Origin of the sequence: Frigoribacterium sp. Leaf8 (genome assembly GCF_001421165.1) — a bacterium.
In the GTDB taxonomy this organism is placed as follows: domain Bacteria; phylum Actinomycetota; class Actinomycetes; order Actinomycetales; family Microbacteriaceae; genus Frigoribacterium.
Genome location: NZ_LMKB01000004.1, coordinates 98,285 through 121,826, shown reverse-complemented (window position 1 = coordinate 121,826; position 23,542 = coordinate 98,285). Strand labels below are relative to the sequence as shown.

Here is a 23,542-nt window from a genome sequence, read left to right as displayed (position 1 = left end):
CTTGTGGGAGAGTAGGACACCGCCGGACTCCTTTTAGTGCGAACAGCACACGAAACACCAGAAGAGCCGCCCCAGTTGGGGCGGCTTTTCTGCGTTACGGGACGAATCTCGCCCAGCCGAACCGCGCCTCCTGCAGTCGTGGTCGCTTTGGTAGAGTCGACCCTTCACAACTCGACAGCTGGCAGAGAACAACAGAGGAGCACTTCGGTGACTGATCGCGACGACGACGACCGCAAGGACGGCCCACGCCGTCCCTCCTCGGGCTCTGGCAGCAGTGGGGCGAACCGCGGTGGGGGCACAGGCCGGCCCTCATTCGGTGACCGGGGCCGATCGTCGAGCGATCGCCCGGCCGGCGGGCGTTCTCCGCGCGGCGAGCGTCCGTCCGAGGGACGTCCCTCCAACGGACGCCCCAGCGGGGGGCGACCCTCGAGCGGCGGGCCACAGCGCGGGGATCGTCCGTCCTACGGTGATCGGCCCCAGCGAGGGGATCGTCCCTCGCATGGTGACCGGCCTCAGCGGGGAGATCGTCCGTCGTCGGGCGACCGTCCGCAGCGCGGTGGTCGCCCGGGTGGCGACGATCGTCGCGGAGCAGGGCCTCGTACCGGTTCGACGGGACGTGGTGATCGTCGAGAGGGCTGGACGCCCCGCGAGACCCCGGAAGACCGTGACCCGTTCGGCATCAAGTCGGTCCGTCCGGCGCAAGAGGTCGCGCACGTCCCGGATGACGTCGAGCCCCGTGATCTGGACAAGGTCGCCCGTGGTGAGCTCAAGACGCTCAGCAAGGAGAACGCGGACTGGGTGGCCAAGCACCTGGTCATGGCTGGTCGTCTGATCGACGAGGACCCGGAGGAGGCCCACAAGCACGCCCTCTCGGCAGGACGTCGGGCCGGGCGCATCTCCGTCGTCCGCGAGACGATCGCCATCACGGCCTACCAGGTGGGGGACTACGCCCTCACCCTCCGCGAACTACGCACCTACCGTCGCATCTCGGGCCGTGATGACCAGTTGCCTCTCATGGTCGACAGTGAACGAGGTCTGGGTCGTCCCGAGCGGGCGCTCGAGCTCGGGCGGTCCGTCGACGTGTCGACACTCGACGTCCAGGTGCGCGTCTCACTGGCCATCGCGATGTCGGGTGCCCGTCTCGACCTCGGCCAACCCCAAGCTGCTCTGGGCGAGCTCGAGATCCCCCAACTCGACCGGATGACAGCTTTCAGCTACAGCCCGGCCCTCTTCGCCGCCTACGGCACGGTCCTCGAGGATCTGGGTCGCCCCGACGAGGGGGAGAAGTGGCTCGAACTCGCCGACCGGGCCGAGGACGCTCTCGCGGCCCTCGAACACGGTGGCGCCGACGGCGAGACCGTGGAGATCGTCGAGGAGGACGTCGAATTCTCCGACGAACGACCCGTCGCCCTCGACGAGCCCGGTGAGCTGACCATCGAAGAGTCGGATGAACCGATGTCTGACGAGCCCGGTGAGCTGGCGCTCGGCGAGCCCGACGGCGTGCCAGGGGAGTCCCACGGCGGCGCCGACGACCTCGACGGACCCGAGCATCGTCCGGACGACCGCGCGGACGAGCAGCACGACGAGGAGCAGGGCCACCACGATGAGACTGCCGATCCCGAGACGACCCCGCAGGGCACGGACCACGTCGACGACCACCGTGCCTGACGCGGTGACGCCTCTCGACGGCGTCGACACCGTCCTCGCCGACCTCGACGGGGTCGTCTACCGGGGGCGGCACGCCATCGACCACGCGGTCGAGAGCCTGACGGACCTGGCTCGTACCCGTCGCGTCGGGTACGTCACGAACAACGCGTCGCGGACCGCCGAGACGGTGGCCGGTCAACTGGCCGGTTACGGACTCGAGGTGGACGCGGACGACGTGGTGACGTCCCCGCAGGCCGCCGTGCGCCTCCTCGTCGATGCCGTGCCCGCCGGCTCGACGGTGCTGGTCGTCGGCGGCGAGGGCCTGACGTCGGTGCTCGAGGCCGAGGGCTTCGTCGTCACCCGTTCGGCCGACGACGCGCCCGCGGCGGTCGTGCAGGGTTTCAGCCCTGACGTCGGATGGGCGCAGCTCGCCGAGGCGTCCTTCGCCTTGCACACGGGCATCCCGTGGATCGCGACGAACACGGACTGGACGATCCCGCAGGAGCGTGGTGTCGCGCCCGGCAACGGAACGCTGGTGTCCGCGGTCCACACGGCCGTCGGGCGCCTGCCCGTGACCGCCGGCAAGCCCGAGACCCCGATCTTCACCGCGGCCGTCGAGAGGTTCGGGGCGACGAAGGCCGCGTTCATCGGGGACCGGCTCGACACCGACATCGTCGGCGCGAATGCCGCGGGACTCGTCTCGATCCTGGTGCTGACCGGCATCGACGGCGCGAAGCAGGTGCTCGCCGCCGACGCGAAGTCCCGGCCGGACTTCATCGTCGGCGACCTCCGTGAGTTGGACCAGCCGTATCCCGACACCGTCGAACACGACGAAGAGGACGTGCACGTCGTCACGGTCCGTGGGGCGAGCGTCGCCGTCCGCGGTCACGTGGTGCGGGTGTTGTCCGACGGAGGCGACCCCGTCGACCTGCTGCGCGCGGGGGCCGCCGCGGTGTGGGGGACAGGCAAGGCCATCTACGGGCTCGACGTCGACCCGAAGCTGCACGCCGACGGCTGATCGCTCCCGACCCGACCGTCAGGGGCGGCGGCTAGTCTGGTCGGCACCATGAGCGACCATCCCGACGCGACCGTCCGCGGCGACACCGACCTCGACGTCGTGGACGCCGCAGACCGTCAGGAGGCGCAGGTGGCGTCCGCCGAGCAGCTGTCGGGCATCGAGTCCCTCCCCTTGTCCTCGCGGGCCGAGGCCTTCGCCGCGATCCACGACGAGCTCCGCGCCGTGCTCGAGGGCACCACCGACGACATCGGTCAGGGCGGTCGATGACGGCCGCCGAAGCGCCGGGGGATCGACTCGACTCGGTCCTCGCCCGGCGTGGTCTCGCCCGGTCACGGACGCATGCCGCCCGCTTGTTGTCGGACGGATTGGTGACCGTCAACGGCGTGGGAGTGGTCAAGGCGTCCGCTCGGGTGGGCGAGTCGGACGACGTCGCCGTCGCCGGCCTCGACCACTACGTGAGTCGTGCGGCACACAAACTCCTGGGTGCGCTCGACGCGTTCCGGGTCGACCCCACGGGCCGGACGGCCCTCGACGTCGGAGCGTCCACGGGCGGGTTCACGCAGGTCCTCCTCGAGCGCGGGGCCGAGCACGTGGTCGCCCTCGACGTCGGCCACGGTCAGTTGGCCAACCCGGTTCGTTTCGACCCGCGAGTCATGATCGTCGAGGGCGAGAACGCGCGCTACCTGACGGCCGAGCGGTTCGCGGCGTTGACGACCCGTGCCTCCTCGGTGTCGCTCGTGGTGGCCGACGTGTCGTTCATCTCCCTGACGATGGTGCTGCCCGCACTCGTGGCGAGCGTGGGTGTGGACAACGACTTCGTCCTGCTGATCAAGCCGCAGTTCGAGGTCGGCCGACAGGGCGTCCGGGAGGGTCTCGTGCTCGACCCCGTGCTGCGGAACGAGGCCGTCACCACGGTGTTGTGGGCCGCCCACGACCTGGGGCTCGGCACGGCCGGGCTCATCTCGTCCCCGATCGTCGGCGGCTCGGGCAACCGCGAGTACTGTGTGCACTTCTCGGCCTCGGTCGGGACGAATCCGACAGAATGGCTCAGCACGGCCGACAGCTTGACGAGAGGGTGAACGACATCTCTTCGACACGACACATCCTGGTCGTCTCGCACACGGGGCGTCCCGACTCCATCGACGCCGCCCTCGAGGTCTGCGGGTTGTTGGGCGACGCCGGTGTGGTTCCCGTCCTTCCCCGCGACGAGTGGGACGACATCCGTCGGGCCCAGCCCACGGCCGCCATCGACGACGTCGAGATCCTGTTCGACGGCGTGGCCTGCGACGACCTCGAATGCGTCATCGTCCTGGGTGGCGACGGCACGATCCTCCGTGCCGCCGAGTTGATCCGCGGTACCCGCGCTCCCATCGTCGGGGTCAACCTCGGCCACGTCGGGTTCCTGGCCGAGAGCGAGCGCGACGAGATGGCCGACACCGTCGCCCGCGTCCTCGCGGCCGACTACGAGGTCGAGGAGCGGTTCGCGCTCGACGTCAAGGTCACCAACGGTGACGAGGTCGTCTACGAGACCTGGGCCATGAACGAGGCCACGGTCGAGAAGGCCTCACGCGAGCGCATGCTCGAGGTCGTCATCGAGGTCGACGGTCGTCCTCTGTCGTCCTTCGGTTGCGACGGCGTGGTCATGTCCACGCCGACCGGCTCGACGGCCTACTCGTTCTCGGCCGGCGGCCCGGTGGTGTGGCCTGCCGTGCAGGCGTTGCTGCTCGTGCCGCTCAGTGCCCACGCGCTCTTCGCCCGACCACTCGTCGTCGGGCCCGACTCGGTGCTCGCCGTCGAGGTGCTGAGCCGCACGGACGCTCGCGGCATCCTGTGGTGTGACGGTCGCCGCGAGCACGACCTGCCCCCGGGGGCCCGGGTCGAGTGCAGCCGCTCCGACCAGCCCGTGCGACTGGCCCGCCTGCGGACGGGCCCGTTCACCGATCGCCTCGTGGCCAAGTTCCAGCTCCCCGTCACGGGCTGGCGCGGACCGGCCACCGTCGAGGACGTCGCCGTCGGGGCCACCATCAGCCCGACCACGTCCGATCCGGCCCGCGAGGGCGACCGATGATCGAAGAGATCTCGATCCGCGACCTCGGCGTGATCGGTCGCGCGACCCTGCCGCTCGGCCCCGGCTTCACGGCCGTCACCGGCGAGACGGGGGCGGGCAAGACCATGGTCGTCTCGGCGCTCGGCCTGCTGCTCGGTCAGCGTGCCGAGAGCGGTGTCGTCCGCTCGGGCAGCCCCCAGGCCGTCGTGGACGGGCGCTGGCTGGTCCCTGCCGAGGGGGCCATCGTCGAGCGCGTCCGGGACGCGGGCGGCGACGTCGACGACGGCGAGCTCTTCCTCAGTCGCGTGGTCTCGGCCGAGGGACGTAGCCGTGCGGTGGTCGGCGGACGCACGGCCCCGATCGGCGTGCTCGGCGACCTCGCCGACCACCTCGTGGTGGTCCACGGCCAGTCCGAGCAGATCCGACTGAAGTCCGCTGCCGCCCAACGCGCGGCCGTCGACGCGCACGGCGGGGCCGCCCTCGCCGAGGCCGCCGCACACTACCGTGGCGCGTACGACGCCTGGCTGGCCGCCCGAGCCGAACTCGACGAGATCACCCGCGACCGCGACGCCCGACGTGACGAGGCCGACACCCTGCGGGCCGCGATCGACGAGATCGAGGGCCTCGCCCCCGTGGCCGGCGAACTCGACGAGCTCGATGCCGCGGCCGAGCGACTCAGCAACGCCGAAGACCTCAGGCTGGCAGCCGGCCTCGCCCACGAGGTGCTCTCGACCGACGCGGTCGACGGGACCCGCGACGTCGTCTCCCTCGTGGAGGAGGCACGCCGTCAGATCGAACGCGTCGCCCCGCACGACCCGGCGCTCGAGCCCATCGCCGACCTGCTGGCCGAGGTCAGCGTGCAGGTCGGCGAATCCGCCTCCCGACTGTCGAGCTACCTCGGCACCCTCGACGCCGACGTGGCCGTCGAACTCGAGTCGGTGCAGACCCGGCGCGCGGACCTCGCCGGGCTCGTCCGCAAGTACGGCCCCACCCTCGACGACGTCATCCGCCTCCTCGACGACGGCAGCCGACGCCTGGTCGAGCTCGACGGCGACGACGACCGCCTCGCGCACCTCGACGACGAGGTCGCCGAGCTGCGGGCCGAGGCCGAACGACGGGCGGGCGTCCTCGGGGACCTGCGCCGCGCCTCCGGGGCCGACCTCTCGACGCGGGTCAGCGCCGAGCTGAGCGCCCTCGCCATGACCGGTGCCGAGATCGTCGTCGAGGTCTCGCCTCGGGACGAGCTCGGGACGAGCGGCGGCGACGTCGTCTCGCTCCTGCTGAGGCCGCACCCCGGCAGCGAGCCCCGCCCCCTCGGCAAGGGCGCGTCCGGCGGCGAACTCTCGCGCGTCATGCTCGCGCTCGAGGTCGTCATGGCCGGGTCGAGCGACGTGCCCACCTTCGTCTTCGACGAGGTCGACGCCGGCGTCGGCGGTTCGGCCGCGATCGAGATCGGCCGACGCCTGGCGGCGCTCGCCGAACGGGCACAGGTCATCGTGGTGACGCACCTGGCCCAGGTCGCCGCGTTCGCCACCAACCACCTCCGCGTCGTCAAGGACGCCTCGGGCGAGGTGACGGCGAGCAGCGTGCACCAGCTCGAGGGCGACGAGCGCGTCGCCGAGATGGCCCGCCTGCTCTCAGGGCTGCCCGACAGCTCCAGCGGTCTCGAACACGCCCGTGAACTGCTCGAACTCGCCTCGTCGGCCCGCCGACCGGCCACGGCCGACACACGTTCGTAACAGGCGTGGCCTGTCGGAACGGCTCGGTGTGACATAGGATGGAATCCCGTGGTGAACGTTGAGAACTCGGGTCCAGATGCCAGCACGACGAAGCACATCTTCGTCACCGGAGGCGTCGTCTCCTCCCTCGGAAAAGGCCTGACGGCCGCCAGCCTGGGCAATCTGCTCACGGCCCGCGGGTTGCGGGTCGTCATGCAGAAGCTCGATCCGTACCTGAACGTCGATCCGGGCACCATGAACCCGTTCCAGCACGGTGAGGTCTTCGTCACCGACGACGGCGCCGAGACCGACCTCGACATCGGGCACTACGAGCGGTTCCTCGACATCGACCTCGGTCAGTCAGCGAACGTCACGACGGGGCAGATCTACTCGACCGTCATCGCGAAGGAACGACGCGGCGAGTACCTCGGTGACACCGTGCAGGTCATCCCGCACATCACCGACGAGATCAAGCGGCGCATGCGCCAGCAGGCCGACGACGACCCCAAGCCCGACGTGATCATCACCGAGGTCGGCGGCACGGTCGGCGACATCGAGAGCCAGCCGTTCATCGAGGCCGCCCGTCAGGTGCGCCACGAGCTCGGTCGCAAGAACGTCTTCTTCGTGCACGTCTCCCTCGTGCCCTACATGGGCGCGTCGGGCGAGCAGAAGACCAAGCCGACCCAGCACAGCGTCGCGGCCCTGCGCTCGATCGGCATCCAGCCCGACGCCCTCGTGCTGCGCAGCGACCGTCCGGTCAGCGAGAGCAACAAGAAGAAGATCGCCCTGATGTGCGACGTCGACGAGGACGCCGTGGTCAACGCGAAGGACGTCGCGAGCATCTACGACATCCCGGCCATGCTGAACGACCAGGGGCTCGACGCGTACATCATCGACCACCTGGGCCTCGGCGAGAAGGCCGGCGAGGTCGACTGGTCGGGCTGGCAGCCCGTCTTGACCGCCGTCCACGAGCCGAAGCACGAGGTCACGATCGGCCTGGTCGGCAAGTACATCGACCTGCCCGACGCCTACCTCTCGGTCACCGAGGCCCTCAAGGCCGGCGGGTTCGCACACCAGACCAAGGTGTCACTGACCTGGATACCCTCCGACGACTGCGAGACCGCCGAGGGCGCCGCGAAGGCCCTCAGCAAGGTCGACGGCATCTGCGTGCCCGGTGGCTTCGGCATCCGCGGCATCGAGGGCAAGCTCGGCGCGCTGCGCTTCGCGCGCGAGAACGGCCTGCCGGCGCTCGGCCTGTGCCTCGGCCTGCAGTGCATGGTCATCGAGTACGCGCGCAACGAGGCCGGCCTGACCGGCGCCTCCTCGTCCGAGTTCGACCCCGACACCGAGTACGCGGTAGTCGCGACCATGGCCGAGCAGGTCGACATCATCGCCGACGGTGACCTGGGCGGCACCATGCGCCTCGGCCTCTACCCGGCCGCGTTGACGCCGGGCTCGCTCGCCGCCGACCTCTACGGGTCCGAGCTGGTGTCCGAGCGTCACCGCCACCGCTACGAGGTCTCGAACCAGTACCGTCAGCAGATCGCCGACGCGGGCCTGCGCTTCTCGGGCACCTCACCCGACGGCACGCTCGTCGAGTACGTCGAACTCGACCGCGACGTCCACCCGTTCTACATCGGGACGCAGGCCCACCCCGAACTGCGGTCCCGCCCCAACGACGCGCACCCGCTGTTCGCCGGGCTCGTGGCGGCGTCGCTCGAGCGCCACGATGCGAGCAAGCTGTTCGCCGACGAAGCCGACGCCGCCGAGGTCGTGGCGTGACCGACACGACCGGTGAGCCGCTCGCCGACGAACCAGCGTCGCCGACGATCACGAAGTCCGAGGTCGTCTTCGAAGGCGCGGTCTGGAACGTCAAGCGCGACACCGTCGACTACAACGGCTCGCCGATGGTGCGCGAGTACGTCGCGCACACCGGTGCCGTGGCGGTGCTGGCCGTCGACGACCAGCAGCGCGTGCTCGTCATCAAGCAGTACCGGCACCCGATCCGCTCCCGCGACTGGGAACTGCCCGCCGGCCTGCTCGACGCCGAGGGTGAGAGCAAGCTCGACGCCGCGAAGCGCGAGCTCGCCGAAGAGGCCGACCTGCAGGCGACGAACTGGGACGAGCTCGTCTCGTTCCACACCACACCCGGCGGCAACGACGAGATGGTCACGGTCTTCCGGGCGACCGGCGTCGGCGCCACGGCGGACGCGTTCGAGCGGAGCGACGAAGAAGCCGACATCGAGAAGCGCTGGGTCTCGCTCGACGAGATCGTCGACGGAGTGCTGGCCGGCCGGCTGCACAACTCGATCCTCAGCATCGCGGCGCTCGCCGCGGTCGCGTCCCGCTGAGGCGTGCGTCGCCGAGGTGGCACGGCGGTCCCGGCCGTAGCCTGACCTCGTGACGATCGAGGAGGCGCTGGACAGGTACCTGAGGCACGTCTCGGTCGAGCGTGGTCTCAGCCCGAACACGACCGCCGCGTACCGCCGCGACCTCGTCCTCTGGCGAGCGCACCTGGCGGAGGCCGGACGGCGCACCCTGGACGAGGTCGAGGCCGCGGACGTCGCGACGTTCCCCGCGGCTCTGGTGACCCGCGTCGAGAAGCCGCTCGGCGCCTCCTCGGTGGCCCGGGTGTTGTCGTCGGTGCGCGGTTTCCACCGCTTCGCGCTCGAGGAGGGGCTGGTCGCGGTGGACGTGGCGGCCACCACCCGCCCGCCCAAGCTGCCGAGTCGCCTGCCCAAGGCGATCTCGGTGGGTCAGGTCGAGGCGCTGCTCGCCGCGACGGACGGTGACGAACCGACCCGGCTGCGCGACAAGGCCCTGCTCGAGCTGCTCTACGCGACGGGGGCACGCGTGAGCGAGGCCGTGTCGCTCAACGTCGACGACGTGATCGAGGGCGACGTCGTGCGCCTGTTCGGCAAGGGGAACAAGCAGCGCGTCGTCCCGCTCGGCAGCTACGCGCGCCGGGCTCTCGACGCCTACCTGGTGAGGGCCCGACCGGTGTTCTCTCCGCGGGGAGACCCGACGCCCGCGCTGTTCCTCGGCACGCGCGGGGCCCGGGTGTCCCGGCAGAACGCGTGGCTGATCATCCAGGCGGCGGCCGACCGGGCGCAGCTCGGCGTCGAGGTGTCGCCGCACACGTTGCGGCACTCGTTCGCGACGCACCTGCTCGAGGGCGGGGCCGACGTCCGGGTCGTGCAGGAGTTGCTCGGGCACTCGTCGGTCGCGACGACGCAGATCTACACGCTGGTGACGGCGGACGCGCTGCGGGACGTCTACTCGACGGCGCACCCGCGTGCCCGGTGGGCGTCGTCACCCGCGTGACGACCCGGCGACGACCCGACGACGACCCGGCGCCCACCAGGCGGGGACCCGAGGCCGACCCGGCCCCGACCCGGCCCCGACCAGGCGCTGACCAGGCAAAACCCTCAAGCAAGGCATGAGGCTTCCTGGTGACGGGCCGGGCGCGGCAGCCCGTCGGCGTCGGGGGGCGCCGGTACTCTCGTACCCGTGAGCACCAAGCCGACCTCGAGCACCCCCGCCCTCTTCGAGAGCGCTCCGGCGACCGTCCCCGCGAACGGCCCCACCGGGCGCCCGCGCACCGAGTTCCCGACTCCCGCGCCCCTGTCGAGCCACGGCCCGGCCCGCATCATCACCCTCTGCAACCAGAAGGGCGGCGTCGGCAAGACCACCACGACGATCAACCTCGGTGCCGCGTTCGCCGAGTACGGCCGTCGCGTGTTGGCCATCGACTTCGATCCGCAGGGTGCGCTGACGGCCGGCCTCGGCGTGCAGTCGCACGACCAGGCCACGATCTACGATCTGATGATCGGTGCCGTGAAGGACGCGCACGACGTCATCGTGCCCACCCGCGTCGACAACCTCGACGTCATGCCGGCCAACATCGACCTCTCCGCCGCCGAGGTGCACCTCGTCAACGAGGTCGCCCGCGAGCAGATCCTCGCGCGCATCCTGCGCCAGGTCAGCGACGAGTACGACGTCGTCCTGATCGACTGCCAGCCCTCGCTCGGCCTGCTGACCGTCAACGCCCTCACCGCGGCGCACGGCGTGCTCATCCCGCTCGAGTGCGAGTTCTTCGCCCTCCGCGGCGTCGCCCTGCTCGTCGAGACCATCGAGAAGGTGCGCGACCGGCTCAACCCCGCGATCACCCTCGACGGCATCCTGCCGACCATGTTCGACTCGCGCACGCTGCACAGCCGCGAGGTGCTCGAACGCGTCGTCGAGGCGTTCGACGACCAGGTGCTCGAGACCGTCATCGGCCGCACCGTGAAGTTCCCCGACGCCTCGGTCGCCGGCACCCCGATCACCAAGTTCGCCCCCGAGCACCCGGCGGCGCAGGCCTACCGCCAGCTGGCCCGAGAGCTGATCGCGCGTGGTGCCGCGGCCTGAGTCGGCGACCGCCGAGGCCGGCACCGACGAGACCGCCCTCGCGGGCCCGGAGGTCTCGCCGGGCTTCGAGGTGCGGCTCGAGAACTTCAGCGGGCCGTTCGACCTGCTGCTCTCGCTGATCAGCAGGCGCGAGATGGACATCACCGAGGTCGCCCTCAGCGCCGTGACCGACGAGTTCCTGTCGTTCCTCCGTCGCATCGACACCGACGAGAACCTCGACCAGGCCAGCGAGTTCATCGTCGTCGCGGCGACGCTGCTCGACCTCAAGGTGGCGGGGCTGCTGCCCCAGGGCGAGCTCGTCGACGCCGAGGACGTCGCCCTGCTCGAGGCGCGCGACCTGCTCTTCGCCCGGCTGCTGCAGTACCGGGCCTTCAAGCAGGCCGCCGAGTGGTTCGCCCAGCACGGCGCTGCCGAGGCGGCGCGTCACGCCCGCTCGGTGCGGCTCGAACAGAAGTACCGCGTCACGACCCCGGAGCTCGTCTGGACGCTCTCGCCCGACGACTTCGCGGCGCTCGCCACCCTCGCGCTGGCGCCGCGCGAGACACCCACGGTCGGCCTGGACCACCTCCACGCCCCCCTGGTCAGCATCCGCGAGCAGGCGGCCGTCGTCGTGGCGCTGCTCCGTCGTGGGTCGGTCCTCACCTTTCGCCAGCTCGTCGCGGGAATCGACGAGAAGGGCGTCGTCGTCGCCCGGTTCCTCGCGCTGCTCGAGTTGTACCGCCACGCGTCCATCTCGTTCGAGCAGGTCGAGCCGCTCGGTGAACTCAGCGTGCGCTGGGTGGCCGAGACCTGGACCGAAGAGAACCTCGCGGCGCTGGGGGCCGACTATGAGGGCTGACGCGACCCGCGCCTCCTCGGCCGTCGACACGGCCGACGACGACGTCGTCCAGGACGTCGACGAGTCGCCGTCGTCACCCGATGCCGTCGCACGTCGTCTCGAGGCGTTGTTGATGGTGGCCGACGAGCCGCAGTCGCTCGTCGACCTGGCGACCGCCGTCGGCGCCCCCGTCGCCGCGGTGCGGCAGGCGATCACGACGCTCGTGGCCGATTTCGACGGTGTCGACGGCACGATCCGACGGGGTTTCGAGCTGCGTGAGGTCGGTGGCGGCTGGCGATTCTACGTCCGTGACGAGCACGATCCGGTCGTGCGCGATTTCGTGCTGACGCAGAACCCGACGAAACTGTCCTCAGCGGCTCTCGAGACGCTGGCGGTCATCGCCTACAAGCAACCCATCACCCGCAGCAGCATCGCCCAGATCCGGGCGGTCAACGTCGACTCGGTCGTCCGTACGCTGTTGGGTCGCGGTCTGATCACGGAGTCGTCCACCGACCCCGAGACAGGCGCCATCAACTACGAAACGACAGGCCTCCTCTTGACCCATCTCGGCATCAACTCGCTCGATGAGCTGCCGCTCATCTCGCCCCTGCTCTCGGACGGCCAGGGGGGGTTCGACGATGTCGCGTAGTCAGTTCTCCTCCGACGACTCCGAGCTGGCCTCGGGCGAGCGCCTGCAGAAGGTCATGGCGGCCGCGGGCGTGGCCTCGCGCCGGGTCAGCGAAGACATGATCGCCGCCGGGCGGGTGACGGTGAACGGCAAGGTCGTCACCGAACCCGGCCGCCGCATCGACCCGACCAAAGACAAGATCGTCGTCGACGGCAGCGCCGTGCAGCTCGACGCCACGCGTCGTTACGTCATGCTCAACAAGCCGGTCGGCATCGTCAGCACCCTGAGCGACGAGAACGGCCGGCCCGACCTGCGTCAGTTCACCGAGCAGTACGAAGAGCGCCTCTTCAACGTCGGCCGCCTCGACGTCGAGACGAGCGGCCTCCTCGTGTTGACCAACGACGGCGAGCTCGCGCACGTTCTCGCGCACCCGTCGTTCGGCGTCACCAAGACGTACATCGCGAAGGTCAAGGGCGTCGTCACGCCCGCCGTGCTGAACGAGCTGATGACCGGCGTCGAACTCGACGACGGCCCGATCGCGGCGGACAAGGCGACGCTCGTCGCCGGTGGCGCGGGTCTCTCGCGTTCGTCCGACTCGTCGCTGATCGAGATCACCCTGCACTCCGGGCGCAACCGCATCGTCCGTCGCATGCTCGAGGCCGTCGGCCACCCGGTCATCGACCTCGTGCGCCGGTCGTTCGGCCCGCTGCACCTCGGCACGCTCAAGGTCGGCCACATGCGCTCGCTGACCAAGGTCGAGCTCGGGGCCATCCTCACCATCTCGCGCGACGCCACGGCCGACTCGACGGTCGACGCCGCCCCGATCACCGAGAGCCCCGACGCCCCCGTCGACGAGGCCGACGTCGTCGAGCTGGCCCTCGCCGACGACGAGGTCGAGAAGGACTACTACGACGAGGACGACGAAGAGTACGACCCCGCGACCGATGCCCGTGCCGAGCGTCGCCGTGCCGCGGCCCGTGACCAGGCCGAGTCGACCTCGCGCCGGGCGCAGGTCCGGCGAGAGCAGGAGGCGCGCCGCGGTCAACGCGACGAGAGCCCGACCCGAGGTGGGTACCAGGGCAACCGGCACGACGGACGCTCGGGCGATGAGCGTCCCGTGCGCGGCTACCAGGGCAACAACGACGACGGTCGCGGACGCGAGGGACGACCGGCTCGCACCGGTTACCACGGCAGTGACGCGCGTCCCGCTCGCGGCGGGTACCAGGGACGCGACGACCGCGCTGGATCTCGTGGTGGCTACCAGGGCCGCAACGACGACGGCCGCGGCGAGTCTCGTGGTGGCTACCAGGGGCGGAACGACGACGGCCGCGGGCGCGACGAGCGTCCGGCCCGTGGCGGGTACCAGGGACGTGACGACCGCGGTGGAGCACGACCGGGGTACCAGGGCCGCAACGACGACGGCCGCGGTCGTGACGATCGCGGTGGGTTCGTGTCACGCGACGATCGCGGCTCGCGCGGCGGGTTCGTCTCGCGCGACGACCGTGCGCCGCGAGGTGGCGGAGACCGTCCGCTGAGCCCTGGTGAAGAGCGCGCGGCGGGGTACCCGAACCGTGACGCCAACCGCGACCCGCGCACCGGACGCCCCTCGGGCATCCGTGCCGGCGGCAAGGCGACCAACCGCGGATGGGTCGACCGCGGCGCAGCGGAGCGGGGCGAAGACGACCGTGGCGCGCGTGACGACCGTCGTGCCGGTGCCGGTGCCGGTGCCGGTGGCTACACGGGTGGGCGCGATTCGCGCGACGACCGTGGGGGCTCGCGTGGCGGGTACCAGGGCCGCGACGACCGGAGTGGACGTGACGATCGTGCCGGTCGTGCCGGTCGTGACGACCGTGGTGGTTCGCGCGGTGGGTACCAGGGTCGCGACGACCGTGGTGCGTCGCGTGGCGGCTACCAGGGACGAGAACAGCGTGACGACCGCGGAGACTCGCGCGGTGGCTACCAGGGTCGTGACGACCGCGGTGGCTCGCGCGGTGCCGGCTACCAAGGTCGTGGCGACCGCGGAGACTCGCGCGGTGGCTACCAGGGTCGCGACGACCGTGGAGGCCGCGACGGGGCGCGCAGCGGCGGCTACCAGGGCCGTGAGCAACGCGACGACCGCGGGGGTTCGCGCGGCGGACCCGCCCGTGGCCCGCGCGACGACCGCGGAGGCCGCGACGACCGCGGAGGCCGCGACGACCGTGGCGGTCGCGACGACCGCGGCGGCGACCGTCCGTACCGTGGCCGACCCGACGCCGGGGGACGTGGTCCCCGAGGGGGCGGACGGTCGTGACCGACGCGCACCGCGCCTCCTCGTCCGACGACGCCTTCGGGTCTGACGCGCTCCTCGCTCACGCACCGTCGGCCGACCCTTCGACGGTCGGCGTGCTGACGGCGGGCAGCCGCCGGCTGGCAGGCCAGGTGCGCATCGTCGGTTCGGGTCTGCTCGGTGCCAGCATCGGTCTGCGTCTGCGCCAGCACGGCGTCGACGTGATCCTCGACGACGTGTCACCGGCGGCGCGCAGCCTCGCCGTCGACTACGGCGCCGGGCGGCCCCCGGCCGACGGCGACGCCCCCGGGCTCGTCGTCGTCGCCGTGCCGCCCGACGTCACCAGCGACATCGTCGCGCGCGAACTCGACGCCTGGCCCCAGGCGCTCGTGACCGACGTCGCATCGGTCAAGGTCGCCCCGCTCGCCGAGTTGCGTGCGCGCGGCGCCGACGTGTCGCGGTACATCGGCTCGCATCCCATGGCCGGCCGCGAACGCGGGGGAGCCGTCTCGGCTCGCGCCGACCTCTTCGTCGGCCGCCCCTGGGTCATCGCGGGGCACGACGACATCACGTACCGTCGGGCGGCCGCCGTCGAAGACCTGGCGCTCGACCTCGGAGCGACCCCGATCGAGATGACGCCGGAGGAACACGACGCCGGCGTCGCCCTCGTCAGCCACGCGCCGCAGGTCGTCGCCTCCCTCATGGCGACGCGTCTGCGCGACGCACCCGACGCCTCGCTCGGCCTCGCCGGTCAGGGCGTCCGGGACGTCACGCGGGTCGCGAGCAGCGACCCGGCGCTCTGGACGCAGATCCTGGGGGCGAACGCCTCCCGCGTGGCCGTCGTGTTGCGCGACCTGCGCGCCGACCTCGACCGCGTCGTCGAGGCCCTCGAGGCACCCGACGCGCCGGGCAGTCGCCGCGCCGTCGCCGAGAGCATCGGCGCCGGCAACGTCGGCGTCGCCCGTCTGCCCGGCAAGCACGGGCAACAGACCCAGTTCAGCTCGGTGATCGTCATGGTCGACGACACTCCCGGGCAACTGGCCCGCCTGCTCACCGAGATCGGTGAGATCGGCGTCAACCTGGAAGATCTGCGGCTCGAGCACTCGCCGGGCGCGCAGGTAGGACTCGCGGAGGTATCGATCGTGCCCGAACAAGAAGACCGACTCGTTACCGAACTCGAGACCCGGGGTTGGACCGTCGTGGGGGCGTTCGCGTGAGCGGCGACCTGGGCGGCACGAGCCCCGTCGGCTCGTCGGACGTCGACCCCGAGCGCTCGCCGGGTGATCACGGCGTCGGGGGTCCCGCCGGCGAGGCCCACGTCGAAGAGTTGCGGGCCGAGACCGCCGAGGCCGTGCACCGCCACGTCGTCGTGGCCGTCGACGGACCGGCCGGGAGCGGCAAGTCGAGCGTCAGCCGCGCCTCCGCAGCTTCCCTCGGCTTCGACTACCAGGACACCGGGGCGGCCTACCGGGCCTTCGCCCTGCACGCGCTCGACAGCGGCGTCGACCTCGACGACGCCGAGGCCGTCATCGCGACGCTGCCGACGTTCCACTACGCGATCGGGATCGACCCGGCCCGCGCCTCCTCGGTGACGATCGGTGGTCGCGACGTCACCGACGAGATCCGCACGCCACGCGTGACGACGGCCGTCAGCCACGTGGCCAAGCTGCCCGAGGTCCGCCGGTTCATGGTCGACCTGTTCCGCCGCATCATCGCGTCGACGGACAAGCCGGGCATCGTCACCGAGGGGCGCGACATCACGACCGTCGTCGCACCGGATGCCCAGGTCAGAATCCTGTTGACCGCGAGCGAAGCCGCTAGAATGGCCAGGCGTTCGGCCGAGGTGACCGGGCAGAGTGCCGAAGAGACAGCTCGGCAGCTCTCGACCCGCGACCGGCTCGACAGCAAGGTCGTCGACTTCATGACCGCCGCACCCGGCGTCTCCACCGTCGACTCCACCCAACTCGACTTCGACCAGACCGTGCAGGCCGTGGTCGAGCTCGTGCGAGCGAGCACCCCCATTTCTTAAGGAAGCCCCATGGCAGACGACGACAAGTACCCCGAGCTCGACGAGCAGATGGTCGACCGCATCCAGACGATGCCCGACGAGGACGCCGACCAGCGCGCCCGAGCCCTCCGCGCCGGCCTGACCGACTACGACCTCGACGAGGGCGACATCGACGTCCTCGAGGGGGCCGACTGGGACCCCGACGCACTCACCTACGCCCCGGCCCTGCCGGTGCTGGCGATCGTCGGCCGACCGAACGTCGGCAAGAGCGCCATGGTCAACCGCATCCTCGGGAGGCGCGAGGCCGTCGTCGAGGACAAGCCCGGCGTCACGCGCGATCGCGTCTCGTACAAGGCCGAATGGGGCGGACGCCGCTTCACGCTCGTCGACACCGGCGGATGGGAGCCCGACGCGATCGGCATCGACCGCTCGGTCGCGATGCAGGCCGAGATCGCGGTCGACCTGGCCGACGCCGTGCTGTTCGTCGTCGACGTCAACGTCGGGGCGACCGCCACCGACGAGGCCGTCGTGCGGATGCTCCGTGCCTCGCACAAGCCGGTCATCCTCGTCGCCAACAAGAGCGACGACGCCCGGAAAGACCTCGAAGCCGCGTCACTGTGGTCGCTGGGGCTGGGCGAGCCCTTCCCCGCGTCGGCGCTGCACGGTCGCAACGTCGCCGACCTGCTCGACCTGTGCATGACCAAGCTGCCCGCGGTCTCGACCGTGGCCAAGCAAGAGATCGGCGGCCCTCGTCGCGTCGCGATCCTCGGTCGACCGAACGTCGGCAAGAGCTCGCTGCTGAACAAGGCCGCGGGCGAAGAGCGCGTCGTCGTCAACGAGCTCGCCGGCACGACCCGTGACCCCGTCGACGAGCAGGTCGAGATCGCCGGTCGCGTGTGGACCTTCGTCGACACCGCAGGCATCCGCAAGCGCGTCCACCTGCAGCAGGGCGCCGACTTCTACGCGTCGCTGCGCACCTCGGCCGCGCTTGAGAAGGCCGAGGTCGCGGTCGTCGTGATCGACGTCACGGAGCAGATCTCGACGCAGGACCTGCGCATCATCGACCTCGTGCTCGAGTCGGGTCGCGCGCTCGTGCTCGCCTTCAACAAGTGGGACCTGCTGGACGACGACCGTCGCCGCTACCTCGAGCGCGAGATCGAGCAGGACCTCGACCACGTGTCGTGGGCCCCGCGCGTGAACATCTCGGCCCGCACGGGTCGTCACCTCGAGAAGCTCGTGCCCGCCCTCGAGCTGGCGCTCGAGTCGTGGGACACCCGCATCCCGACCGGCAAGTTCAACGCACTGCTCGCCGAGCTCGTCGCCGAGCACCCGCACCCGCTGCGGTCCGGCAAACAGCCGCGCATCCTGTTCGGGACGCAGGCCGCGAACCGCCCGCCGACCTTCGTGCTCTTCACGACCGGGTTCCTCGACCCGCAGTACCGTCGCTTCATCACGCGACGCCTGCGCGAGATCTTCGGCTTCGAGGGGACGCCCATCACGGTCAACATGCGCGTCCGCGAGAAGCGCAAGCGCCCGTAGTCCTTCTCCCGTGCCCGTCCCGTCGACGGATCGGTACCGCCCTCAGGCCCGCCTGTGGACTGAACGCCCGGTTGTGGATCGTTTCCACACCGGGCGTTCTGCATTGCTAGGGTGGCTCCCATCGGCAGCGATATGTGAATGTCGCATGATGGAGGGCGAGGGTGCATGGCAGACCTGGTGGTGGACGAGAAGACGCTGACGTCGGTTGCGTGGCGGGTGTCGACGGCGGCCGTCGACGCCGAGGTGTCGGCGACGCTGACGCTCGGGTCGGTGGCCGACGTCGGTTCACCGAGCGTGGCGGGTGTCCTCGACGAGGCGACGGGGCAGCTGGTGAGACGGGCGGGGTTGGCCGTCGAGGCGATCCAGGCGGTGGGCGACTTCACGACGACGTTCGTGCGCGAGTTCGAACAGGTGGAGTCGCGGCTCGCCGCCGGCTTGCCGGTGGACGACCTGGCCGGGGTGGGGTCCAAGTGAGTGTTGACGACGACCCGGGGGTCGGTTCGGTCGAGGGCATCCGGCAGCTCGCGACGACGAGGCGGACCGAGGTCGACGATCTCGAGGTGGCGGCCTACCGGTTGGCCGAGGCGGCGAGCTGGGGTGCCGAGTGCTGGCGGGGACGCTCGGGCGAGCAGTTCGTCGCGTCCATGACGGACGTGTCCGCCGAGGTGACTGCTGTGGCTCGAGGCCTCGAGCACCACGCGGCGGCGCTCGAGGCCTACGCGGTCGACGTGTCGTTGATCCAGGGGTCGCAGCAGACCCTGGAGGCGCGGCGCGCGATGGCCGAGCAGAACATCCTCGCGACGGGGGTCGCGCTGAAGACGGTCATGCGCGAGGCGCAGGAGGCGGCACAGGGCGACCTGTTCGGCCTCGTCGTGGAGTCCGAGTACCGCTCGGGTGAACGGTCGACCTTGCAGCGTCGCATCGACGACGAGCAACGCGAGCTCGAGGTCGTCGCGGGCTTGTGGGCCGACCTGGTCGAAGAGCGGGCTGCGGCCGATCGTCGGTGCATCGCCGCGCTGGAGAGCCCCGAGGCGATGGGGTCCCTGCCGCAGGTCACCGGGGAGGCCCTGGCCGCGGGGTCGTCAGAAGAAATGCTGGCGCTGCTGGCAGGGCTCTCGGCCACCGAGCTGACGATGCTGCTCGAGCAGCACCCCGAACTGGTCGATGAGGCGTTCCTGGCCGATCCCGAGCGGGTGCGGGCCTGGTGGGACGAGCTCGGCCAGCAGGGTGCGCGTAACGCTGATGGGCTGACCGCGGTGCAGGTGGCACTGGTGCGAGGGGCTCCGGCGATCATCGGGGCCCTCGACGGTCTGCCGCCGTCGGTACGGGTCGCGGCGAACGTGTTCAACGCGAAGCGGCGGATGGCCGAGATCGACGAGATGGTGGGGCCGATCGGGCGGCGGGGGCTGCACGGCGACGATGAGCTGCTGGCCGCACTGGCGCGCGAGCGCGCGTACCTCGCCGACGCTGTGGCGGAACCACCGCACGTGCAGCTTTATCTCTTCGACCCCTCGAAGAGCCGAATCATCGAGATGATCGGCGAGTGGAACGACCAGACGAGGACGGTGCTGGCCTACGTGCCGGGGACGTTGACGAACATGGACTCGTTCTATCAGGACCCCGAAAGCGTGCAGCAAATGGCGCGGTGGCTGCACGACAGCGACGCCAGCAAGACCACGGTCGCGTTCGTGTTCAAGGACGGGTTCTTTCCCGGTGGGGCGGAGGGCGGCAAGAACCCCGCCGAGTTCGTCGGGGCCTTCGCCGAGGCGAACGACCCCGAGTTTGCTCGCAAGTCCAGCAAGACCCTGTACGACTTCCAGCGAGGATTGGCCGTCGATCCGGTCTCGACCAAGCCCGGCCATCGAGACATCGCGATTGGCCACAGCTGGGGACTCGCGAACATCACGTCGGCCGAGGTTCGGGGTGCGACGTACGACAAGGTCATCTCGCTCGCGGGCGCAGGCATGCCGCCCGAATGGCAGGCGCGTGACGACACGACCTACACCGATTACAGCTACTGGGATTTCCTGCAGGCTGCTCAGCGAACGGGGGGCGTCTGGGAGGGGCGCAACCCGAACCGGTCGGATGAGTTCGACTCCAAGGGGTACTACCTGGGGCCCGACGACCTGAAATTCGGAGACTTGGCCACGTTGACGCCCCTCACGAAGGTGGACGACAATCATTCGCTCGTTGCAGAGTCCAGCGATGCCAACGCCGCCGTGAGAGATGCCCTCACGAATGAAGTTCATTCGCATGTTCACTAGGAAAACGTCCCGTCGACCTTGGCTGGTCGCGGCTGCGATGTCCCTCGTCCTTACACACCTTGGTGCTTGCTCGAGTCCTAGCACCGAAGACACGAAGAGAGAGAGATACATGGAAGAGGGATCTGACCGAGTCGATCTCGGACAGTTGCGTCAAGACATCCGTGTCGTTCAGCGCCGCCTCGTGTCTGTCGGGGCTGATGTCGTGGAAGGGAGCGTCGAGGAGTCGGCGAACGGCGTTCTGATGTCTTGTGCGGGCGGGCAGTTCCAATGGACGGGGTCGACGACCGCCAGTTACTCGCCCGTTCCGGCGCAGGAGGACTACTACCGCCTGGTCGAAGCAGAGCTCGAGGGGTCCAGCGAGCTGACGACGTCTCGGCAGTTCTCACCGGATGGCGAAGACGAATGGCTCATCGTCCGAGGGGAGGACGGTACCCGCTACTCCATCAGCGTCTGGGCTGGCATCTCGAAGGTGCAGGTATCAGCAAGTTCTTGGTGCTTCACAGTTCAGCCCGGACAGACGAAGCGTGGCCGTTTCTGAGGGCGGAGTAGGGCACCATTGGTGTTCGTGAGACGAGCGGACGGGGTGCGAGGGTGACGGGCGCTGGGCTGTGGCACCGCGCCTCCTCGGGGGCGGGGTTGTCGGCCGCGGCCGACCGGGTGTGGCAGCGGCTGCAGCTCGACCGGCTGGCCGGGGGGCGTCACTCGGGCTACGTCATCCACGAGGACATGCAGCGGCACCCGCGCACGGTCCGTAGCTTCGTCGGCATCCGGTGGCTCCTGTTCGGCGAGACCGTCGTCGGGCTCACCGCCATCTTCATCGCCGCCGTCCTCACCAGCCGAGGCGAACACGTCCCGTGGGCCGTGTGGTTCCGCTCCACGGTCGTCCTCTTCATCACCGCCTCGCTGTACGTCTTCGCGTGGCGCGCCCAGCTCGGCTACTACTGGGCCTACTCGCGCCTCCGCCTGTTCAGCCGCATCTTCCCGATCGTGACGCTGATCATCGCGACCATCCCCGGGCTCTACCCCGGGTGGATGGTCGTCGAACAGATCGTCTTCTCGCTGCTGATGATCGGCATCGGCGACCTCCTCACGAGCGACCACATGCGCGCGGCCTTCCCGCGACCGGCCAAGCCCGGCGCGGTCGACAGCACGGGCTGAGGGTCCGCGCGCCCCGCACCACGCCACGAGATGAACAAACCGCCATCCGATTCCGTGGCGGGGTGTTTATTTCGTGGCGGGCCGGCGGGCTCGCAGGCGGGGCTGCGGGGTTGGCGGGTGGACCGACAGCCGGGCGAAAGCAGGCATGTGGGCCGGCGGCAACGGCCGCGGACCCGAGGAGGCGCGGCCTAAGCGCCCGCGCGCGGAACCATCTCGACGTCGGCGGGTTCGACCACGTGCCCGTCGCCCGTGACGAACGCGACCCGCACGGGCTCGCCCGAGCCGGCGACGCTGAACCGGCGTGCGGCGCCGTCGGGGTGCGGATCGTGCTCGTCGCCCCAGACGGCGAGGGCGGCCAGCACGGGGGAGAGGTCGCGGCCGGCTTCGGTCAGCAGGTACTCGACGCGCTCACGGGCCCCGTCCTCCCGGTAGGTCGAGCGCTCGAGCACGCCGGCCGCGACGAGCGACTCGAGCCGGGCCGTCAGCACGTCGGGCGACAGGCCGAGCCGCGCCCGGAACTGCGAGAACCGGGTGTGCCCGAGCAGTGCCTCCCGCACCACGAGCAGGGCCCAGCGCTCGCCGAGCAGGTCGAGGCTGCGCGCGATGCCGCAGCGCGGGTCCAGGGGTCCACGAGAAGCCATGCCGACACCCTACCTCGATAGGCTTTTCGTATCCAGGGTGCTAGCGTCGCCGTCATGCCCCGTGACCTCGCTGCCTCCGTCCGTCCCGACGGGCCGGACCGGCTCGCGTTCTGGACCTGCGCCTCCGTCCTCGCCCTCGCCTTGTGGACGAGCGGCGCCGCGACGCCGGTCTACCCGCTCTACGCGACCGACTGGCAGCTGACGCCGTTCGTCACGACCGCGATCTTCGCCGTCTACCCGCTCGTCCTCGTCGTCGTGCTGCTCGTCTTCGGCAGCCTCAGCGACACGATCGGTCGGCGGGCGAGCATCCTGCTCGGCGTGAGTGCGTCGATCGTCGGCGTGCTGCTGTTCGCGCTGGCACCGGACGTCGGTTGGGTGCTGGTCGGCCGCGCGTTCATGGGCCTCGGCGTCGGCCTGTCGCTCAGCCCCGCGACCGCCGCGATGATCGACATCGCCGGTCCCGTCAACTCGGCGCGCACCGGAGCCATCAGCACCGCCTCCACCGCCGTGGGCCTCGTCTTCGCGACGCTGCTCGGCGGAGCGCCCGTCCAGTACGCGCCCGAACCGCTGCACCTCACGTACTGGGTTCTCCTCGTCGTCGAGGTGGGCGTGCTCGTCCTCGTCTGGCGGCTGCCGCGGGACCGGGACGCGCTGGCCGGACGCTGGAGGCCACGGTGGCCGAGCGTGCCGCGCGCGCTCCTCGGGGCGGTAGGCGCCGCAGCCGTCTGTGTCAGCGCCTCCTACGCTCTCGGGGCCGTGGTGCTCTCGCTCGGTGCCGAGATCGGCGTGACGCTGATCGGCAGCGACAACGCGTTCGTCACCGGCGCGGTGATCGCCCTGTCGATGGTGGTCATCGCGGTCGTGGCGCTGGCGTCACGACGCGTCCCGGTGGTCGTCGCCGTCGTCGTGGCCGCGGGGGCGACGGCGCTCAGCTTCACGGCACTGGTGCTGGCCGCGGCGCAGCAGTCGTTGGGGCTGTTCCTGGCGTTCTGCGTGCTGTCGGGAGTCGGCTACAGCCTCTTCTTCGCGTCGGGGCTGGGGATCGTGTCGCGGTTCGCTCCGGAGCACCACCGGGCGGGGACTCTGTCGGCCGTGTACCTCGTCGCCTACCTGGTGCAGGGGGCGACTGCCCTGTGGCTCGGCGCGCAGGCGACCCGCGGAGGGCTCGAGAGCGCCGTCGACGTCGGGGCCCCGGCGATCGTGGGGCTGGCGCTCGCGGCGATGGTGGCGGTCGTCGTGGTCATGCGCGGGCGGGAGCGGCGGCGGCGGGTCGCGGCGTAGGGGCAACGTGCGGCCAGCGGCGGGCGGCGGGCGGCGGGCGGCGGGCGGCGGGCGGCGGGCGGCACAGTTTGCAGCCGGCAGCACAACCCGCGGGCCGCGG

General features: G+C 70.8%; 21 protein-coding genes and 1 pseudogene. 21 read left to right on the top strand and 1 reads right to left on the bottom strand.

Translation table 11 applies throughout. The features are described from left to right. Positions 1–816 precede the first annotated feature (816 nt). From ASL10_RS04730 to ASL10_RS04635, 20 genes and pseudogenes are all read left to right on the top strand, one after another. Complete coding sequence (locus ASL10_RS04730; RefSeq protein ID WP_200922571.1) at positions 817–1,668, top strand: hypothetical protein; 852 nt, start codon at positions 817–819, stop codon at positions 1,666–1,668. A 4-nt stretch (positions 1,669–1,672) separates the two neighbouring features. Continuing rightward, a complete protein-coding gene (locus ASL10_RS04725) occupies positions 1,673–2,665 on the top strand; it encodes an HAD-IIA family hydrolase (protein ID WP_235452434.1) in 993 nt (330 codons plus the stop codon). Between the two features lie 48 nt (positions 2,666–2,713). After that, a complete protein-coding gene (locus ASL10_RS04720; RefSeq protein ID WP_056044884.1) occupies positions 2,714–2,932 on the top strand; it encodes a hypothetical protein in 219 nt (72 codons plus the stop codon). Further along, positions 2,929–3,744 carry a TlyA family RNA methyltransferase gene (locus ASL10_RS04715; RefSeq protein WP_056044882.1) on the top strand — a complete coding sequence of 272 codons (816 nt, stop codon included), beginning with the start codon at positions 2,929–2,931 and terminating at the stop codon, positions 3,742–3,744. The genes ASL10_RS04720 and ASL10_RS04715 overlap by 4 nt, the downstream gene beginning before the upstream one ends. Before the next feature lie 5 nt (positions 3,745–3,749). Beyond that, on the top strand, positions 3,750–4,733 hold the full coding sequence (locus ASL10_RS04710) for an NAD kinase (protein ID WP_235452437.1): 984 nt from the start codon (positions 3,750–3,752) through the stop codon (positions 4,731–4,733). Continuing rightward, on the top strand, positions 4,730–6,451 hold the full coding sequence (gene recN, locus ASL10_RS04705) for a DNA repair protein RecN (RefSeq protein WP_056044880.1): 1,722 nt from the start codon (positions 4,730–4,732) through the stop codon (positions 6,449–6,451). Before ASL10_RS04710 ends, recN begins: the two co-directional genes overlap by 4 nt. Before the next feature lie 51 nt (positions 6,452–6,502). Beyond that, the gene (locus ASL10_RS04700; RefSeq protein WP_082460201.1) at positions 6,503–8,212 is read left to right on the top strand and encodes a CTP synthase; all 1,710 of its coding nucleotides are present in this window, start codon (positions 6,503–6,505) and stop codon (positions 8,210–8,212) included. Then, positions 8,209–8,781, top strand: a complete 573-nt coding sequence (locus ASL10_RS04695; protein WP_056044878.1) for an NUDIX hydrolase — start codon at positions 8,209–8,211, stop codon at positions 8,779–8,781. Before ASL10_RS04700 ends, ASL10_RS04695 begins: the two co-directional genes overlap by 4 nt. 49 nt (positions 8,782–8,830) lie before the next feature. Then, positions 8,831–9,754 (top strand): site-specific tyrosine recombinase XerD, encoded by a 924-nt coding sequence (gene xerD / locus ASL10_RS04690; protein ID WP_056044877.1) that lies wholly within the window; start codon positions 8,831–8,833, stop codon positions 9,752–9,754. 186 nt (positions 9,755–9,940) lie between these two features. After that, entirely contained in the window at positions 9,941–10,840 is a 900-nt protein-coding gene (locus tag ASL10_RS04685) for a ParA family protein (protein ID WP_056044876.1), read from the top strand. Then, the gene (locus ASL10_RS04680; protein ID WP_056044875.1) at positions 10,824–11,678 is read left to right on the top strand and encodes a ScpA family protein; all 855 of its coding nucleotides are present in this window, start codon (positions 10,824–10,826) and stop codon (positions 11,676–11,678) included. Before ASL10_RS04685 ends, ASL10_RS04680 begins: the two co-directional genes overlap by 17 nt. After that, positions 11,668–12,306 (top strand): SMC-Scp complex subunit ScpB, encoded by a 639-nt coding sequence (gene scpB / locus ASL10_RS04675; protein ID WP_056044874.1) that lies wholly within the window; start codon positions 11,668–11,670, stop codon positions 12,304–12,306. Before ASL10_RS04680 ends, scpB begins: the two co-directional genes overlap by 11 nt. Next, a pseudogene (locus tag ASL10_RS16480) lies at positions 12,296–13,090 on the top strand (pseudouridine synthase); the annotation flags it as partial. The gene scpB and the pseudogene ASL10_RS16480, both read left to right, overlap by 11 nt. Before the next feature lie 1,580 nt (positions 13,091–14,670). Next, complete coding sequence (locus ASL10_RS04665) at positions 14,671–15,768, top strand: prephenate dehydrogenase (protein ID WP_056044918.1); 1,098 nt, start codon at positions 14,671–14,673, stop codon at positions 15,766–15,768. Positions 15,769–15,902: 134 nt separating this feature from the next. Beyond that, positions 15,903–16,580 carry a (d)CMP kinase gene (gene cmk, locus ASL10_RS04660; protein ID WP_056044916.1) on the top strand — a complete coding sequence of 226 codons (678 nt, stop codon included), beginning with the start codon at positions 15,903–15,905 and terminating at the stop codon, positions 16,578–16,580. A 48-nt stretch (positions 16,581–16,628) separates the two neighbouring features. Next, the gene (gene der, locus ASL10_RS04655) at positions 16,629–18,098 is read left to right on the top strand and encodes a ribosome biogenesis GTPase Der (protein WP_369794368.1); all 1,470 of its coding nucleotides are present in this window, start codon (positions 16,629–16,631) and stop codon (positions 18,096–18,098) included. Positions 18,099–18,263: 165 nt separating this feature from the next. Next, entirely contained in the window at positions 18,264–18,572 is a 309-nt protein-coding gene (locus ASL10_RS04650) for a hypothetical protein (protein WP_056044872.1), read from the top strand. Further along, entirely contained in the window at positions 18,569–20,362 is a 1,794-nt protein-coding gene (locus ASL10_RS04645; RefSeq protein WP_056044870.1) for a hypothetical protein, read from the top strand. The genes ASL10_RS04650 and ASL10_RS04645 overlap by 4 nt, the downstream gene beginning before the upstream one ends. A gap of 109 nt (positions 20,363–20,471) precedes the next feature. Next, entirely contained in the window at positions 20,472–20,900 is a 429-nt protein-coding gene (locus ASL10_RS04640; RefSeq protein ID WP_056044869.1) for a hypothetical protein, read from the top strand. A gap of 53 nt (positions 20,901–20,953) precedes the next feature. Next, positions 20,954–21,520: a hypothetical protein gene (locus ASL10_RS04635; RefSeq protein ID WP_233568299.1), complete on the top strand. Its 567-nt coding sequence runs from the start codon at positions 20,954–20,956 to the stop codon at positions 21,518–21,520. A gap of 188 nt (positions 21,521–21,708) precedes the next feature. On the opposite strand, the gene ASL10_RS04630 is transcribed toward ASL10_RS04635, so the two are convergent. Beyond that, on the bottom strand, positions 21,709–22,161 hold the full coding sequence (locus tag ASL10_RS04630; RefSeq protein WP_056044866.1) for a helix-turn-helix domain-containing protein: 453 nt from the start codon (positions 22,159–22,161) through the stop codon (positions 21,709–21,711). 54 nt (positions 22,162–22,215) lie between these two features. Between ASL10_RS04630 and ASL10_RS04625 the strand changes: the two genes are divergently transcribed. After that, positions 22,216–23,442 (top strand): MFS transporter, encoded by a 1,227-nt coding sequence (locus ASL10_RS04625; protein ID WP_056044864.1) that lies wholly within the window; start codon positions 22,216–22,218, stop codon positions 23,440–23,442. The last annotated feature ends 100 nt before the right edge of the window (positions 23,443–23,542 follow it).